This is a genomic window from Bartonella sp. AA83SXKL, assembly GCF_042196965.1.
In the GTDB taxonomy this organism is placed as follows: Bacteria; Pseudomonadota; Alphaproteobacteria; order Rhizobiales; family Rhizobiaceae; genus Bartonella.
The window spans coordinates 255,885-273,862 of the sequence record NZ_JBHIRG010000001.1 but is presented as its reverse complement, the minus strand read 5'-3'; the positions used below and the strand labels follow the sequence as shown (position 1 = coordinate 273,862).

Sequence of the window (17,978 nt, the reverse complement as noted above, 5' to 3'; positions counted from 1 at the left end):
GAAAACACCCATCCAAAGGACAAAATTATGATTTTTCAAATTTTCATCAGCGAAAAAAACAATAAAAAAAGGCAACTCTCCCTTGCATTCTTTATCATTGCACTGAGTTTATACGCAACCATAAACTACGATACCAAAAGAGAGTTTTTTCTTTTCAATTTCATTTCAGCAGCACAAGCACAAGAAATAAACATTAATAAAGCACGAGCAGAAAAAATGATGGCGATACGAAAAGCAGCAAAAGGCTTTTTTAGCCACATACGATTTGCTGATACGCTCTCAGATATGAATAAACTCTCTTTCAAGGATATTCAAGGAAAAGAGCGCACACTCAGCGAATTTACCGGAAAACCAATGCTGGTCAATCTATGGGCTATTTGGTGTGCACCTTGCCGCACAGAAATGCCTGAACTTGCGCAATTAAAACGTGAATTAGGTGGAGAAAACTTTGATGTCATAGCTATTAATATCGATAAAACTGCTTCTCCTGAAAAAATTCAGCAATTTTTACAGAATATTCATTCAGATAATTTGCTTTACTATCGCGATGAAACAATGGATATTTTCAACAATGTTAGAAAACAGGGGCTCGCTTTAGGACTCCCCATTACATTGCTCATTGATAAAGAAGGATATCTCATTGCTTCTTTCAATGGTGTAGCTCCATGGGCCAATGACGATGCCAAAGCACTTATAAAAGCAGTCATTAAAGAAGCCCTATAACTTTAATAACCGCGTCTTTTTAAACGTTGTATAACAAGATCCAGTGCTGACAAAAAAGCAGAACGGTCTTTACGAGAAAAAGGACGGGGACCACCTATTATACTGCCCTGTCCACGCAAATCTTCCATCAAATTGCGCATCGCCAAAGCCTGACCAATTGAATTTACATCAAAAATACGCCCCGTTGGCGAAAGACAAAAACCCCCAGCTTGCACAACCCGCGCTGCTAAAGGAATATCACTGGTAATAACGATACTTGCCTCACGCACATGTTCTACGATCCAATCATCAGCACCATTGAATTCACCAGAAACGACCACTCTTTCAATGAGTGCTTCATCTGGAAGGGACAAAGAACGATTTGCCACAACAAATGTCTTAAGCTGATAACGATTCATCACACGATAAACTTCATCTTTTACGGGACAAGCATCTGCATCAATCAACAAAGTGATAGCAGGCTTTATTGGGATACTCATACCTTGGCTTTCAAGTAATAATAAACTCTTTCATTCATCTGAATGTTGCAAATCCTTGCGATAAAACATTATCGCCGCGTTTATTTCTCCTCCCAAAATAAAAATTGCACTCAATATGTAGAGAAAAATAATAGCAACCATAATAGATGCCAACCCTGCATAGGTAGAAATATAATCAAACATCGTTAAATATTGCGCAAAAGCGATAGAAGCCATAAACCATATAAACATTGTCACCACTATTCCTGGTAAAATATCTATAAATTTCCGCCGCCCTGCTGGAAGCCATTTATGAACAATCAAAAGACTGATAAACAAAATAACGATTGCAACTGTATAACGCCATACACGAATAGCAGCAATATATTCAGTCATAAAAAAAGAATGATTTTGCATAATTTTGATCAACAAAGGCGCCAGAATCAATAAAAAGCTAATCACAACAAGACCAACAGCTCCAAGGATTACAAAAAACAGACTTTGAAAACGACAAAACAACAAACTCCGTCGATCAGTAACACGGTAAGCTTTATTTAAAGCCGTACGCAAAGCCTCTATCCCATTAGAAGCAAAATAAGCCGCTCCAATGACAGAAAGCGTCAACACACCTCCTCGATGAATGGTTAAAACATTGACAATTTCCTGAGATAAAGGCTCTGCGATAACATCAGGCAATAACTGCACCAGTGCTTTAATTTTTTGCGGTGTATATGTAAAAGCACCTAGAAAACGAGCAAACGATGTTCCAAAAATAAAAAAAGGGAAAAATGCTAAAAGCCCCGATAGCGCAACATGGCTTGCAAAAGCACTCCCATTATCACGCCAATAATGACTTACTGCGTCACCCAAAATACGATAGCTATACCAAAAGATATTTTTTAACAAAACTCAATACTTTCTGGTAAAACTCTTCCTCAGTCTATTTCAAGTTTTATAAAAATCATCAAAGCTCTGCAAATAAACATTTTGCAATGTTGCAATATAACGGTCAATAATCAATACGGTCAAGCCCGACTTTATACCAAAACAAAAACAATAACCCACTCTATGAAGTTCTACAACGACCTCATTTTTTTGTTACTTCTACAGATCAGTAACCTCTTCTGTACATTATATGCCCTATAGAGAGCTAAGCAAGATGATCGTGCACACATAAAACCTTTTAAAGTCATGGTTATCTGTATCGGAGCAATCGTCACTCTTTTTTATTGCAATCTATGACTGAATAAAGAAAAAACTTCTTATCGATTTCTAGAAAAAACCAACGAAATTCAACAAAAAACCCTTGCTTTTATTCACCCTTTTTTAGAAACACTCTGACGTCCAAAATCAGGAGCATCAATTTCCTGTCCAGCATCAATAATATTGCGACGTACAGCACGCGTACGTGTAAAAAAGTTAAACAGTGTCTCACCATCTCCTAAATGAATTGCCCGTTCTAAAAAAGTAAGCCCCTCACTAAAACGGCTCAACATTTCTAAAATAGCATCCTTATTATGCAAACAAATATCTCGCCACATAACGGGATCAGAAGATGCTAAACGCGTAAAATCACGAAAACCGGAAGCGGAATAAGCAATTACTTCCGAATTTGTTACTTTTTCTAAATCACTCGCTGTCCCAACAGTATTATACGCAATCAAATGGGGTAAATGTGAAACAATAGCCAAAACAAGATCATGATGCTTAGGTTCCATCTTTTCGACACGCGCACCACAAGCTTCCCAAAACGCTGTTAATTGTGCGACAGCAGCAGCATCGCTATCCGCAAAAGGCGTTAAAATACACCAACGATTCATAAATAAATCAGCAAAACCAGCATCCGGTCCTGAATATTCCGTTCCAGCAATTGGATGCCCTGGAATAAAATGAACCGTTTTTGGCAATAAAGGTGCCATTTCCGCAATAACCAACGCTTTCGTAGAACCAACATCACTCACAATCGCTCCAAGTTTTAAATGATCACGAATGGTTTTTGCCACTTCTGCACTAGCCCCAACAGGAACAGAAAGAATAACCAAATCTGCTCCTTCAACAGCTTTTGCATTATCTGTCGTATAAAAGTCCCCAAGCTCCAATTCACGTGCTCTTTTCAGGGTTTCTGGACGACGTGTTGCAATAGAAATCTGAGCCGCAAGATTTTTCTTTTTAATCACTCTTGCTAAAGAAGACCCAATCAGACCGATCCCAATGAGTGCTATTTTTTCAAACTGAATATGGAGCATCTTTCACCTTCAAAGATTCTTTGCAAATGGCAATAAAGACAATTGTAAAATCACAATTTTCTTGTTTGTTTGTTCAAGAGTTATGCGTAAAACATTAAAAAATGACAACTAGGGAATAAAGAATAACGCAGTTTACCAATTATCACCTGCGCAAGCTGACAACAGATCACTTTACCTAGAAAACACATAAAAAATAAATGACGAGAAATCTAACATCACGCTCTAAAACTCCCTCTTAATTACTGATCAAAGCGCATCACCGAAACAAAATAAAATGCACTCTCAATTAGGATAACAACGACTCTACATAAAATCCCATCAGTTTACTTTATCTTACTAATTTTACTCACAAAAAAACACATCAAAAGCGTAAGCAGACACTAGCTCTTCTCCAATTATCCCGATACGTTCATTAATTTGTACATCAGACCTATATAAAAACGTATTACGCCTCCACCTACAACAACAACATAAGTTTCGCGAATATTGAAAACACCGTAAAACAACGCATACCAAACGATACCATTAAAAACATTTTCCTCTCCAGATTCCGGATACCATAAATCAAATAAATATGAGAAAAACACGACCTCTCAATAAAGAAAAAGTTTGATAATAAAAACACCGAATATCCCTTTAATGGAATCACACCCCTCACGTAAAACAGAACGCCCTAAATAGAATAGATTTGGATTACAAATTCATGCGTTTGTTTTAAAAAGGCATCTCGCTCTCTAGCCTATCTCACGACAGTGTTCGTAAATGTTATAACTATAAATCTATTAAGCACGACCCTCTTCACACTTAATAAAACACTATCATTATATTTTCCTACCCCCAATGTTGCAAAAAACCTTGGAATTTGAGAGCATTCATAAGAGGCATTTTAGTGCTTTCTTGCACAGTTTTTATCCACACGCCCCCACTTATGACGTGCAAAAGACATTGTTCTGATTGATTCAATATGAAAAATAATAAATTATTAATAATAAACAATGGCTAGCTCTGTTTATGAGACACATTCATTGCTAAGATAATCATCTCTATATCAAACATAAAAGTTTCCCCATAGGTGTTGTCATTTTCATCATAATCTATTTTGACTTTCTCCTCATCCCACGAAGATTCTTAATTCATACCAATCTGCAAACAATTCATTTTCTTGTCTAAAAGATTCCTCTGGCTCACTATTTTATGTGATTCAATTAATCTATAATACATTGATTTATAAAAATAATACTTTTTTCAATTTGAATCATAACTTCGAATACTGTAAAATTCTTCCATCACAAACCCTCTTATCAATTAAAATCTCTTGTCTACACATCACAAGAAGACATGTGAGCAAAAATGATGAAAAACGCTTTCTAATGCTAAAAACTGTAGCAACATTAGAGGCTAGCAAAGTATATAATGAGTGTCGACTTGCACTTTTATTAAGCGTAAAGATAGAGTTGCTCTATGGGTTTTATATTCTTCACAAGGAACTTTACTTCTACACCATTCATAAACACCGCCGCAAAATAGATATGACGCGCATTGAAAAATATTTCTAAGAAAGCGTATGAATCTACCATACAAGTGTCTTCTGTTGTTTGAGATACTCTTTTTTACACGGGGGGTATTACTCCATTAAGACTCTATGAACCAACCTAATATTCACCAAATACCCACACAAAAAAACATCGAACACATAAAATTTGATATGGGCCTCGTATCACTACCCTAAAAAACAGTATTTTACGACACAACAAAATAATAAAACTGTTTCAAAATGGCCTTTTGAAAATAAACTATTTCTTTTGAAGAAAAATTTCTATCAAGCTTTCAAGCTCCTAAAATACATCCTCAAAAATACAAGTTCCCTCAACCTCTACTTGATAGCATAACAGTTTTAATTACTGAAAATACCTCTGTGGTATACCAAAAATAAAAAATCATTATATTTCTAGGCTGTTAAGCTGCCATCTGGCGTCGTGCAATAATTGTAAGCCCTAACAAAACTTGACGAATGATAGCTTCGCCCAAAAGTGGATTTTTACGACTGTCTAAAACAGCACTCTGAATTCTTTCCATTGCATAAGAAATTTGTTCTAACTTCCAATATTTTAAAGCTTGTTCAACGATCTTTTTCCGTTGAAAAAAAATGGGAGGACGTGCCTGAGAAACCACCGTAAAAGGTGAATTTCCTTCAACCTCTACCTGATAACGCAATAGCTGTAATTGCTGAAAATGCCTTTGAGCTGTACTCAAAATTAAAAAAAGTGCCCCCTGCACTGCTGCATGTCGGTTAAAATGCGCTTCAAAGCCTGATATATCGCCCAATAAAAGAGCATCAATGACTTCATCTTGAGAAAGAGCACTGACATCGCTTACAACAGCTTTCACATCTTCAAGAGTAATACGAACATTTGCAGCGTAAAGACAAAGCTTTTCTAATTCACCTCGTGATACAAGGCGATCCGCCCCTAAACATTCATGCAACCATCTACGTGCATCTAAAGAAAGAGTCTTCTTAAACTGTCCTAAAACCTCATCAATCAAACCGTCAAGAGAACGCATATCATCGGCAAAACAGGGCAAAGCCATCGCTTTTGATGCTGTTTCAACAGCATTGCGCAACCCTGTTCCTTTTTTTAAATCCCCTGCCTCAATGAGAATAAAACAAGCTTCTGGTGGTTTCTCAATTAAAAGCTTTAAGGCAGCAAGAAAACCTTTTTGGTTAGCAGCATTAGAGATCCATATCAAACGATCTCCCCCAAAAAGCGATAACGTACGCGCTTCATTTTCTAAACGTGCAGGATCTTTATCAATTTCAGCAGCATCCAAACGAATTGTCGAAAATGGATCTTCTATTGCTACCCGTGTACGTTTTGCAAAACATTGTGCACGCTCACAAATAAGACCACGATCTGGCCCATAAATGAGAACAATAGGAAAAGCACGTGAAAAGCGCATTAGAAACTGATCAACTTCATGTGCTTTTTTCTGAGCCACACTATTAATCCATTAACAGTTCATCATCATCAAGAACTTCCCCGCGAACTTTCTGAAACATGCCAATTAAATCATTTACATCCAAGCCCTTACGCTCTTCATGACAGACATCCAAAATCACTTTTCCACCATGCAACATCAAGGTACGATCGCCATAATCAAGAGCCTGACGCATAGAATGAGTCACCATGATAGTCGTTAATTTTTTCTCTTCAACGATTTTTTCAGTCAACCGCATCACAAAATCAGCCATTCCAGGATCAAGCGCTGAGGTATGTTCATCAAGCAATAAAACATCCGCATGTGCTAATGTTGCCATCACAAGACAAACTGCTTGGCGTTGCCCACCTGACAAACTATCCATAGGATTATGAATATATGCTTCAAGACCAATGCCTAATTGAGCAATTTTCTCTCGAAAAAATTGCCGTTTCTCATGATTTAAAGCCGCACGCAAACCACGACGACTTCCTCGAAGAGCAGCAAGAGCCAAATTTTCTTCAATTGTTAAAGAACCACAACTTCCCTCTAAAGAATCTTGAAAAACACAAGCAATCTTTCCAGCGCGTTCACTGACTGATTGCCTAGAAACATTTTGTCCATTGATAACCACTTTCCCCGTTGAGGGAAGCGTTGCACCCGCTAAAACACTGAGCAAAGTTGATTTACCAGCACCATTTGAACCAATAACCGTAACAAAACTACCCTGATCAATTTTCAGGTTAATATCAATTAAAGCCTGTTTTTCCAAAGGTGTTTGCGGTTTAAATGTGACCCCAACATGAAAAAATTCAATCACGTTTATGCCTCCTCCAATAGCGTGGCACAATAAGGGTTAAAACAACCAACAACGAAGTAATCAACTGAAGATCTGTCGACGTATCAATACCAATGCCATTTGCTTCAAATGCAAATTGCACCGCCACACGATAAAGTACAGACCCTACAATACAGCTGATTATAATCCAAAAAATATTGCGCGTACGAAAGAGAGTTTCACCAATAATCACGGCTGCCAATCCAAAAACAATTGTTCCAATTCCACCGGTAATATCTGTTGCAATCGCAGTTTGAATATAAAGAGAACCACCAAGTGCCACACACGCATTGGAAAGCCCCATTCCAAAATATATCAATGCTGATGTATGAACACCTTGCGCCGTCGCCATGCGTGGATTAGCGCCCATTGCACGCATAGCAAGACCAATTTCACTTTCCAAAAAGCGCCAAATCAAAAACGCCATAACGAGCAACACAATACCAACGAAAAGAGGACGCACAAAAATATCAGACAAACCAAACAGATTATAAAAGGGCGTTAACGCCGTATCAGCAAGAGCTAAATTAACATTAGACCCTCCCATAATTCCCATAATACGAAGATTAACCGTATAAAGTGCCGACATTGTTAAAATAGAAGCTAAAAGATTCAAAATACCAAAATGCAAACTCAACAGAGCGGTTAATAAACCAGCTACCATGCCTGCACAAAAAGCACATGCCATAGCTGTCCATGCATTAAAACCTAAAAGAATCAAGACGCCACAGACACAAGACCCAAGAAGAAATGAGCCATCAACTGTTAAATCAGGAAAGTCCAAAACGCGAAAAGAGAGATAAACCCCTATAGCCACAAACGCATAAATAAGACCTAATTCTACAGCGCCAGAAAACGCAAATATATTCATGTAAAGACAATCCCCATGAAAACTTAACGTATTTTATTGTATCAACATCCTATCAATGAAAGTCATTGAATCACTTTTGTTGCACGATCAATAACTGCCTGCGGAATAACAATCCCCGCTTTTTTTGCTGCTTTCATATCAATTCGAATGTCATTATTAGCCGCCTGCACAACATCAATATCACCAGGCTTTTCACCCTTTAGAATACGCACAACCAGCTTCCCAGCATCAACCCCTACATCATAGAAATTCACACCTTGCGTCATAAAGGGACCGCGTCCAATAGAATTAGCATCAACAGTAAATACAGGAACATTTGCTTCCTGTGAGACCTTTACTGCCCCCTCTAAAACAGAAAGAACCGTATTATCAGCGGGAATAAAAATGATATCTACCTTACCTATTAAAGCCCGTGTTGCCGCCTGAACATCTGAAGGTTTTGGTGCTGATGAAGGAATGATTTCAATTCCAACTTTTTTTGCCGCATCTTTTAACACCTTAAGTGTTGAAACAGAATTTGCTTCAGAAGCATTATAGAGATAACCAATTTTTTTCAAATCTGGTTTTACTTCTTGTAAAAGTTTAACACTTTCTGCAACATCTATACGATCAGAACTCCCCGTCATATTACCGCCAGGTTTGGTAAGCGAAGAAACGATTTTAGCTCCGATAGGATCAGAAATCGCCGCAAAAACGATAGGAATTGTTTTTGTTGCCGCAAGCATCGTTTGTGCTGAAGGCGTGGTAATTGCTACAATAACATCGGGTTTATCACCAACAAATTTACGTGCAATTTGCGTTGCTGTTGAAATATTACCCTGCGCTGATAAAAAGGTAAGTTGAAAATTTTCACCTTGCTTATAACCATTTTCTGCAAGAACATCTTCCACACCTTTACGAACGGCATCCGCAGCAGGATGGACCATAATTTGCGTTATTGCAACTTTAACGCGTTTAACTTGGTCATCTGCCTTTGCAACACTGTTCATCATAAAAACAGTTGCAATGATAATCCCTAATATATTTATTCTCTTCAACATTATATTCCACCCCTCTCCATGCAAAAATTAAAAAAAGAATAATCTATTACTGAAGAATTTTCTAAAATCAATCTTTATTTCATTTTATTTAAACATGGACAAAATAAATCAAACTAAAATGATATTTTTTTGTTGCAATTCGTAGAAGCCTACGCCATACAGACAAGACATATATCGAATCGGTAAGCGGGTGTAGCTCAGGGGTAGAGCACAACCTTGCCAAGGTTGGGGTCGTGGGTTCGAATCCCATCGCCCGCTCCATTGAATTTTGTATTTATTCGTTCTTGTGTGGAGTTATAGCTTGTCATCGGTTGTTGTAGCTTTATGTAGCTTGCCAGCAGGTTTTGTATATTTTTCCACTCGATCTTGTATCAATTTATTTTTTTTTCAAAGTTTTTCTAAGATTCGTAATTTCTTATGAAGCATCTATTGGATTGGGGGCTTAGATCTAAGATAATAATTTTTAACTTAGACGGATTTTTACAGCCCCCGTATAAAAGATTAATTAGAAATGATGAGCAATGACAAGAAAAACAAATGTTAAACAAATCAAAAATTGACTTATCATTAGATGAATAATTTTTGTTCAAAAGTACGTTTTTTACCAAAATTGTGCCCTAAAATGAAGGTTGTTGATTTTTCAAATGGCGTGTCTTCTATTAATTCAACATTCGCTTCAGATACATTCAATATTATCTCTTCTAAAAATTTACAAGAAACTATACCTGTAGAGCAGGCAAAATCTATAATCGCTTCCTTTAATGCGCAGAAACTACCTTTAGTTTAGTGGGTTGGACCTCATTCATCTCATTATAAAGTTGATGAAGTTCTCTTATCTATTGGCTTAGAGCATGTTGAAACAGAGGTAGGAATGGCAGCTTTAGCGCAAGATATAGACTCACATGTTACTTCTATGCCAGATAGCTTCAAAATCAAGGAAGTTGAATCACTTCAAGATTTTAGAGATTATGGAAATGTTATGGCATCAGTCTTCGAGCCTTTTAATGAAGAAGCAGTTATATTTTATGAAACAATAGGGCGTTGTTATAAAAAAGACTCTGATGTAGAGATGTTCGTTGGTTATATAAATAACAATCCTATAGCAATATGTTTTTGTATTAAAGCGGATGGGATTGGTGGATTGTATGATATTGTCACCAAGCCAGATTTTCAGAAAAAAGGTATTGGGACATTCATGACAAAAATTGCTATTGAGCATTTAAAAAGAAAGAGATATCATGTTATTGGTATGCAAGCCTCTCACGAGGGAATTAGCATTTATAAAAAATTGGGCTTTACAAACTTCTGAATTCTTTTTTGCTCATCAATTAAAAGAATTTATTATTTTCAGCAGAACTCAAATATGATCAAGCAATCGATATAACCAAGAAAGCTTGGCCAATCGCCTTTAATACTGATAGTGAAAAGCTAAAATCAGTTTTATAAACATAATTGTTTCAAATGGCTCACTCAAATTTTCTTATTTTTTACTTTGTCTTAAATAAATATATCTATCACAAATCTAAGTTGAACAAATGTAATTTTTTTATATGATCGATAATCTACTGTCTGTTACTGATATTTATGAAGAGCTCGAAAGCAAACATTTAAAACGACAGTTGCATCATAATTTGTTAGATGGTTAGTCTGTTAGTTAATTAATAGAAAAAATTTTCGCTTTATAAAATAACCAAAGGAGCTTAAAAAATCTTTCAAAGATCATTTAAAGGTCCTTTATGTGTATTGTTTCTTTTTCTATGTCACAGTTGATGATGAAAAATCCCTCACGCTAATTGTAATTATTTTCAAACGAAATAAACTGTTTTCACCTATTATTTAGAGTAAATTAAGTTTTTGGGATTTCTGGCACATCATTTGATAATCCTCTTTCTTGAACAAATTCTTATCCAGAATAATCTTCAACACAAAAATAAATTAATAACTTGATTTATAAAGATAATTTATCATTATTCATATTGAGCAAGCGTCTCAAATATCATAGGATTATCTCATTTCAAATCTCTATACATTAAAATCACTCACAATCATCTGCTCACGCATAACAGGAAAAATTGAGGCATCAATAAAATTCACTTGAAGAAAGGAATAAAAACTCTTCTTCTGAACGCTCTGAAATACCAAAGATTATCGCAACATTGGGAGCTAAAATAGTATAGGGAGGTACCCCTTTCACCTTGAAAAGGTAAAAATGGGAAGCATAATAGCTTTATACACTTCATAGAGGCTTTAGACCATTCACGAACGTTATTATAAAATGGATGTGACACACTTTGAGAGAAATCTCTTTAAAATAGACATGTGAATTAACAATATTAAGTGCATTCTATTTTACATGAGGAACATAACTTCAAATCAAGATAAGGTAACATAAAGTATTGAAACCGTCATAGTGCACAATAAAATCAGACCATTTTAAATGTTTAATGGTAACATCAGCTAAACAACAGAATAAAAATTCAATTTTGAAAAGATTAAACCATACGCTACAGGTCTATTGAAACTCCGATTGTGCAATCGACTACCTTCTCGCTAAAACTGAATCACTATAAATATAAAAACCTTAAAATCCGCTCTAAATTCGTAAAAGTTTCTAGATCTTGCTGTATTAAATGTTGAAACTCCTCATAGCTACTCATCTGAAACGCCAATAATTCTATAAAGCAGTTCCATAAAAAAGGATAATGACGTTGTAATATCCGAAAAAAATTTACCACATCACCTGAAAGATCATTAATAATTCCATCAGGAAGTATCAATTTCTATTTAGAAAACCCTATCCATGCTGACAAAAACTATGTAAATGTTAGATATATAATAATTTTGATGACGATTTTGGCTCACCCTGTTTTGCCACCAATATAAGAAACAGCGAATATAGCAGGATCCGCCAGCTTTAATATCGCCTTGTAAAAGGTCTTTCCCTCTACTCTTTTTGCTATCAAATCCTGATTTTACAATTCCTTGCTCTCTTTTTTATACTCAAAATTGCCTCTGAAACAGGATAGATTAATCGTAAAAAATATATAAAAGAAGCAAATTATAACATTTTTTCTTATCCTTCTTAATACAAAATAACTGTTAAGCTACAATGCGCTAACACTTATCAGTCATAAGTCCAAAACATCATATAATGACGAAACAAATTCATAGAGTGAAGATTTTTCACAATCAATCGTTGTATTAATCTTTCCATAATGCATAAAAATGATGAAGCGGCCCTCGCCCTTTCCCTACTTTTAAAGCATCTGAAGCAGTTAAAGCGCCATGCAAATAATCTTTTGCTTGTTTAACAGCGCAATCCAAAGGTTGAGTAGGTAACAGAGCTGCAATGGCAGCAGAAATGGTACACCCTGTCCCATGATCATGAGTAGTTGAAAGACGAGAAGCTTCAAGTATAAAAAGGTTTTCACAATCACAATAAAGGTCTGGACTAGAACAATCGTAATTTTCTGTGCTATTTTTGGTAAGCGTATTCAAATGTCCCCCTTTTAACAAAACTGCATGACACCCTAGCGCCAAGAGTCGTGGAGCATATTGATACATAGTCTCTAAAGACCATTGCACTTCACCCCCCAATAACAGTGCAGCTTCAGGCAAATTTGGCGTGATCAAAGTTGACATCGGCACAAGAACATCACGCATAATTTCAATTGCATCAGACTTTAAAAGAACATCACCACTTTTTGCAACCATAACCGGATCAAAAACAATGAAACGCACTTTATGATAAGCAAGACGTTCTGCAATAACCTGTGCAATCTGAGCATTTGCAACCATACCAATTTTAACGGCATCAACATGGATATCCTCAAAAACAGAATCAATTTGATCTGCAACAAAAGAAGCATCTAATGCCTGAAAAGAACGCACACCCTGAGTATTTTGTGCAACAACAGCTGTAACCACACTCATACCATAAGTTTTCATAGCTGAAAAAACCTTCAAATCCGCCTGCATTCCAGCGCCACCAGAAGGATCTGTTCCCGCAATAGATAAAATCCGTGGAATAAAAAGTTTATCTTTTTGTAATTCCATTAACCTCTTTCCTTCTGTTTTTAAATATCGGAAAATGAGTTACCGAAAAAATAGATGCTTGAGAAAACATAAAGAAGATGTTTTCTCATGTGAATTATATTATATATGAAGTCTTCTTATAGATATAAAATGGAAAATGTAGTGCTTATCCTTCGTTCTATTCTTTTTACGTTCGCTTTTTATACAACAACTTTCATACAAATGATTCTTTACGCTCCCGTTTATTTTTTAATGCCCCGCAAAAAGGCATGGATTGTCCCTAAAACATGGGCACGCGTTACACTCTTTTTGCAAAAATACATCGCAGGCACAAGTTATGAGATTGAAGGTTTAGAAAATCTTCCCAAAGGCCCCTATATCATTGCTCCAAAGCATCAATCAGCTTGGGAAACTTTCAGTCTTGTTCCTTATTTTGATGATCCCACTCTCATTTTAAAACGTGAATTGATGTGGATTCCATTGTTTGGCTGGTATATGGCAAAAACGCAAATTATCCCCATTAACCGCACAACACCCATCAAAGCTTTAAAAATGATTATACAAAAAGCAAAAGAGAAAGTAAAACAAGGGCGCCAAATCTTGATTTTTCCCGAAGGAACACGCCGACAACCCGGTCAAGAACCAGATTATAAGTCAGGAATTGTCGCGCTCTATAATGAATTAGGACTTCAAGTTGTCCCTATTGCACACAATGCGGGTTTATATTGGCCACGCAATAATTTTCGCCGCTATCCCGGAACAATTCGTGTCCGTATTCTTCCCCCGATAGAAGCGGGTTTAAGCAAACGTGATTTTCTAGATCAACTTGTCCAAAAAACTGAAAAAGCGTGTGATGAACTGCTTCTCTTAGCAGCTCAAGATCCTACCCCTCCTCCTATGCCACCATACGCTGTTCAGAAACTTCAAAAACTAAATCATCATGAAACAATGCACTAATTGATAAGAATAATGCATAACTTTGTATATTGAGCGGAGTATAGGGAACAAAAATATAAGAAAGATACTTCAAACTTTCTAATTCAAAATTATAAAACACATGTACATGATAAGAAATAATCAATGTGTAAATTTTTTTGAAAAAGAATTCTTCCTCTCTTTAAAATCATTTAAATAACATACATCTCATTGACTTATAAGGATGTTTTAGCGTTATTCAACTTGAATGAGAACCCTGAATACCGTAAGATTCTCTCATTTCAAATCTATTCTAGGTTGAATCAATTAGAATCATTTTCTTACACATTACAAGCGGGGATATCTGTGTGAATAAAACGATACAAGAAAAGATTAAAATGCTTTTTACGAACCGTCTCAAGTGCCAAGGGCTATCCTAACAGGAGAGCAAGAAAAATGCATGATTATGCAGATTCATTCCTTTCTGAGAAATTCAATCCCTCCAAGAACATGAAATCTTGTACAATCTTCATTATTTAAAAAGTATTTCTTGAGATACTTAAGTCATAAAACCAAATTCAAGGGGAAAATAAAAATGAGTGTTGGTTTTTATCCCACAGACACAACGGATACAGCAATTAACCATCTTTCCTCCCTATCCTAGACTTAAAAGCTTTGTGTGCTACATTAAAACAATTCTAAATAACGAATAAGAGGGAACTAGATTTAAATTAATGCAACGTCTCTTCTATAATTTATTTTTTTCTGTGATTTTGAGTTTATCCAGCGCTGTTGCTTTAGCGCAGCCTTTTATTTCTGTTGATGTTACAACGAGGCGTATCTTAAAACATAATCAAGCTTTTGAGCGTTGGTATCCTGCTTCCTTGACAAAATTAATGACCGCTTATGTTATTTTTCGTGCCATGAGCCGAGGAGAAGTTTCACCAAACAAACATATCACCATCAGCGAATACGCCGCAAAAGCTCCCTCATATCGTTCAGGCTATAAAGCTGGTTCTGTACTCACACTTGATACAGCCTTAAGTATCACCATGGTTAAATCTACCAATGATTTAGCCATTGCCATGAGTGAAGCTGTTGCGGGTTCACAGAAAGATTTTGTACATAAAATGAATAGCGAAGCTAAACGTTTAGGCATGTTTGGCACCCATTTTGCGAACGCAAGTGGTTTACCAGATCCTCAAAACTATTCCACGGCACGCGATATTGCTCTTTTAGCCGTTCAAATACGTAGAGAATTTCCACAATATGCTCATTATTTTTCTATTCCAGCCATTGATTTTGGTAATAATCGAAAAATCCAACATAACTCAAACAACCTCATTGGCCGTTTTTATGGGATAGACGGTATGAAAACAGGCTTTATTTGTGCCTCTGGTTTTAATCTTGTTGCCTCAGCCACCCGCAATAAACGTACAATTATTGCTGTCATTCTAGGTGCTAACAACATAAGTGAAAGAGAAGAAAAAGCTGCACAACTTCTTGAAATAGGATTTTTGCACCAAGGAAACCCCCAATTAACACTAGCAACATTAAAACCTTATGGGAGCAACATAACAAAAGCCAACAATATGAGACAACAAACATGCACACCTGAAGCCATAAAAATGCATGCAAAATCATATGATGATCAAGGAAATATTATTCTCACCTCACCTTTTATCACTGCTCCACCTTCTTTTTCTCATCCTTTATCAGTACACCTCATTCGTACGCCACAAACACCTAAAATGACAGTAAAACCACTAAGAAAACCCTATATTCCGTATAAAAGGCACGCAAACCATTCTATAAAAAGCCATAAATCATAATCTACAATTAATTATAATACTTTGATTTATAATGATAATTAATTATTTTGTACCTTATGTCAAAACCACAAGTATTGTAAGATTCTCTCATTTCAAATCTGTATTTGTTGAATCAATAAAACCAGTCTCTTGCGCGCCACAAGGTGGATGAACATGTAGATAAAATAATTAAAACAAGGAATAAAAATCCTTCCTATAAGTCCTTTCAAGAACCAAGAATTATCATAACATTGACGCTAAAAAGTGTATAATATACCCACGTGCACCTACCTTTATAAGCGTAAAGATAGTGGTACAATGGATCTCATGAGGGATTAACCATTACATCCCTCACGAACATCATTATAAATTGGTTAGACATACTGAGATATATTTTTTAAAAACAAAACTATGATTGATGATTAACATGAAAATAAAGCGCATCCCTCTCACGCTTATTACGGGTTTTTTAGGCTCTGGCAAAACAACTTTGCTCAACCGTATGCTACAAGACCCTCTTCTAACAGAATGTGCTGTTATCATCAATGAATTCGGCGAAATCAGTATTGACCACCTTCTGGTTGAAAAAACAACAGAAGGAATTATTGAGCTTGCCAATGGTTGCTTATGCTGCAATTTACGCAGTGATCTCATCGACACATTAATTGATTTAATAAATCGCGTTCAGACAGGACAGATCAAACAACTCCATCATATTATCATTGAAACCACAGGGATGGCTGATCCCGCCCCTATTTTACAAATACTTTTAAGCCACCCATTGTTTATTCAAACATTGTCCATAAATGCTGTTCTTGCAACATTTGATACATTAAGCCCACTTTCCATATGTGAGCGCTATCCTGAAATATATAAACAATTAATATTTGCTGATAAAATCATTCTCACCAAAACAGATCTTAGAGACCCACAAACGCTTTCAGATGCACTCCTTAGCACACTTAAAACAATGAATCCTACAGCACAAATCATTGACGCCCATTCTAAAGATTTCTGTTCAAATCTATTAATAAATAACACATTATGGGATGAAAAAGTAGAAAATACAAAACTTAAACAAAATCTTACGACTACCCCACATGATCATAGCCCCCATAAAACCATTCGTACCTTTTCACTAAACTGTGAGGGTCCTGTTGATTACGCCACAATTGAGGCTTTTTTAGATCTCCTACAAGAGCGTTATGGTACAAAATTATTACGTATTAAAGCAATTATCGCATTACGTGATGACCCTTATCGCCCACTTGTATTACATGGCGTACAAACATTTTTTCATCCTCCCATAAGATTGCCAGCATGGCCAAAAGGAATAAAACAAACACGTTTCGTCATCATTGCCGATGGTGTTGAAAAAGACGCAATACAAAAGCTCCTCAATGCTTTTTTTAATAAACCAGCAATAGATACTGCAGACAAAACAGCTCTCTTAGAAAATCCCCTGGTCATTCCAGGAATAAAATTTTAATTTTTTCTCCCCTTCAATGATATAACATTAAATTCATTAGCACCACCATCTTTATGCTTTTAAAGGAGCAAACCGGCACCATTACACACTTTGCTAATTCCCAATGTTGAAACAGCTCTTGGTACTTGAGACGGTTTGTAAAAAGCATTTTAGTCTTTCTTGCACAGTTTCACCCACGCGGCTATCCCCGCTTGTAACGTGCAAGCAAATGGTTTTAATTTATTCAACATGGAACGGCTTTGAAATGAGAGAAGCTTACGGTATTCAGGGTTCTAATTTGACTTAAAAAACTAAATTATCATTATAAATCAAATTGTTATGATACAAAATTTAATACCCATCAATCTGCAAATAGATTGTTTTCTCTCTAAATGCGCTTCATCTGCAAACCACTTCATGTGATTCATTTCACAGATCGATTGGCCAAATTCTTGGTTCTAAAATATTCTGCTCAACTCTATATTTATTCAAGCTAATTGAAATCAAAATCCCTGTTAAGAAAAAAACCAAAATTAGACAGAGGCAATATCGCATTTTAAAATATGTGAATGTATCTTATATAACAGCACGACAAGA

At 36.0% G+C, this 17,978-nt stretch carries 14 protein-coding genes and 1 tRNA gene; 6 read left to right on the top strand and 9 right to left on the bottom strand.

The genetic code is table 11. The features are described from left to right. Nucleotides 1-27: 27 nt before the first annotated feature. Nucleotides 28-723: a TlpA disulfide reductase family protein gene (locus ACFINO_RS01000; RefSeq protein WP_375642810.1), complete on the top strand. Its 696-nt coding sequence runs from the start codon at nucleotides 28-30 to the stop codon at nucleotides 721-723. 2 nt (nucleotides 724-725) lie between these two features. Here ACFINO_RS01000 and ACFINO_RS00995 read toward each other — a convergent pair whose 3' ends face one another. The 8 genes from ACFINO_RS00995 to ACFINO_RS00960 all read right to left on the bottom strand — a co-directional run bounded on the left by ACFINO_RS00995 (nucleotide 726) and on the right by ACFINO_RS00960 (nucleotide 9,152). After that, a complete protein-coding gene (locus ACFINO_RS00995) occupies nucleotides 726-1,202 on the bottom strand; it encodes a YaiI/YqxD family protein (RefSeq protein WP_375642809.1) in 477 nt (158 codons plus the stop codon). Between the two features lie 30 nt (nucleotides 1,203-1,232). Beyond that, the gene (locus ACFINO_RS00990; RefSeq protein ID WP_375642808.1) at nucleotides 1,233-2,087 is read right to left on the bottom strand and encodes a YihY/virulence factor BrkB family protein; all 855 of its coding nucleotides are present in this window, start codon (nucleotides 2,085-2,087) and stop codon (nucleotides 1,233-1,235) included. 410 nt (nucleotides 2,088-2,497) lie between these two features. Continuing rightward, entirely contained in the window at nucleotides 2,498-3,427 is a 930-nt protein-coding gene (locus ACFINO_RS00985) for a prephenate/arogenate dehydrogenase family protein (RefSeq protein WP_375654844.1), read from the bottom strand. Nucleotides 3,428-3,822: 395 nt separating this feature from the next. Beyond that, a complete protein-coding gene (locus ACFINO_RS00980) occupies nucleotides 3,823-4,014 on the bottom strand; it encodes a hypothetical protein (protein WP_375654842.1) in 192 nt (63 codons plus the stop codon). A gap of 1,369 nt (nucleotides 4,015-5,383) precedes the next feature. Then, nucleotides 5,384-6,424: a DNA polymerase III subunit delta gene (gene holA, locus ACFINO_RS00975; RefSeq protein WP_375654840.1), complete on the bottom strand. Its 1,041-nt coding sequence runs from the start codon at nucleotides 6,422-6,424 to the stop codon at nucleotides 5,384-5,386. Between the two features lie 4 nt (nucleotides 6,425-6,428). Next, complete coding sequence (locus ACFINO_RS00970; protein WP_375618340.1) at nucleotides 6,429-7,223, bottom strand: ABC transporter ATP-binding protein; 795 nt, start codon at nucleotides 7,221-7,223, stop codon at nucleotides 6,429-6,431. Beyond that, on the bottom strand, nucleotides 7,216-8,112 hold the full coding sequence (locus tag ACFINO_RS00965) for an ABC transporter permease (RefSeq protein WP_375634319.1): 897 nt from the start codon (nucleotides 8,110-8,112) through the stop codon (nucleotides 7,216-7,218). The genes ACFINO_RS00970 and ACFINO_RS00965 overlap by 8 nt, the downstream gene beginning before the upstream one ends. 62 nt (nucleotides 8,113-8,174) lie before the next feature. Further along, entirely contained in the window at nucleotides 8,175-9,152 is a 978-nt protein-coding gene (locus ACFINO_RS00960) for an ABC transporter substrate-binding protein (protein WP_375654838.1), read from the bottom strand. 186 nt (nucleotides 9,153-9,338) lie between these two features. On the opposite strand from ACFINO_RS00960, the gene ACFINO_RS00955 reads away from it, so the two are divergent. Together ACFINO_RS00955 and ACFINO_RS00950 are read left to right on the top strand one after the other, a co-directional pair. After that, nucleotides 9,339-9,413 (top strand) — tRNA-Gly (locus ACFINO_RS00955). Between the two features lie 610 nt (nucleotides 9,414-10,023). Beyond that, nucleotides 10,024-10,461, top strand: coding sequence for a GNAT family N-acetyltransferase (locus ACFINO_RS00950; RefSeq protein WP_375654836.1), 438 nt, complete (start codon nucleotides 10,024-10,026; stop codon nucleotides 10,459-10,461). A gap of 1,892 nt (nucleotides 10,462-12,353) precedes the next feature. Here ACFINO_RS00950 and thiD read toward each other — a convergent pair. Then, nucleotides 12,354-13,208, bottom strand: coding sequence for a bifunctional hydroxymethylpyrimidine kinase/phosphomethylpyrimidine kinase (gene thiD / locus ACFINO_RS00945; protein ID WP_375617415.1), 855 nt, complete (start codon nucleotides 13,206-13,208; stop codon nucleotides 12,354-12,356). 129 nt (nucleotides 13,209-13,337) lie between these two features. On the opposite strand from thiD, the gene ACFINO_RS00940 reads away from it, so the two are divergent. The 3 genes from ACFINO_RS00940 (at nucleotide 13,338) to ACFINO_RS00930 (ending at nucleotide 17,402) form a co-directional block, all read left to right on the top strand. Next, a complete protein-coding gene (locus ACFINO_RS00940) occupies nucleotides 13,338-14,144 on the top strand; it encodes a 1-acyl-sn-glycerol-3-phosphate acyltransferase (RefSeq protein WP_273790137.1) in 807 nt (268 codons plus the stop codon). 692 nt (nucleotides 14,145-14,836) lie between these two features. Continuing rightward, entirely contained in the window at nucleotides 14,837-15,934 is a 1,098-nt protein-coding gene (locus tag ACFINO_RS00935) for a D-alanyl-D-alanine carboxypeptidase family protein (protein WP_375642807.1), read from the top strand. 406 nt (nucleotides 15,935-16,340) lie between these two features. Beyond that, nucleotides 16,341-17,402 carry a CobW family GTP-binding protein gene (locus tag ACFINO_RS00930; protein ID WP_375633924.1) on the top strand — a complete coding sequence of 354 codons (1,062 nt, stop codon included), beginning with the start codon at nucleotides 16,341-16,343 and terminating at the stop codon, nucleotides 17,400-17,402. Nucleotides 17,403-17,978: the final 576 nt, after the last annotated feature.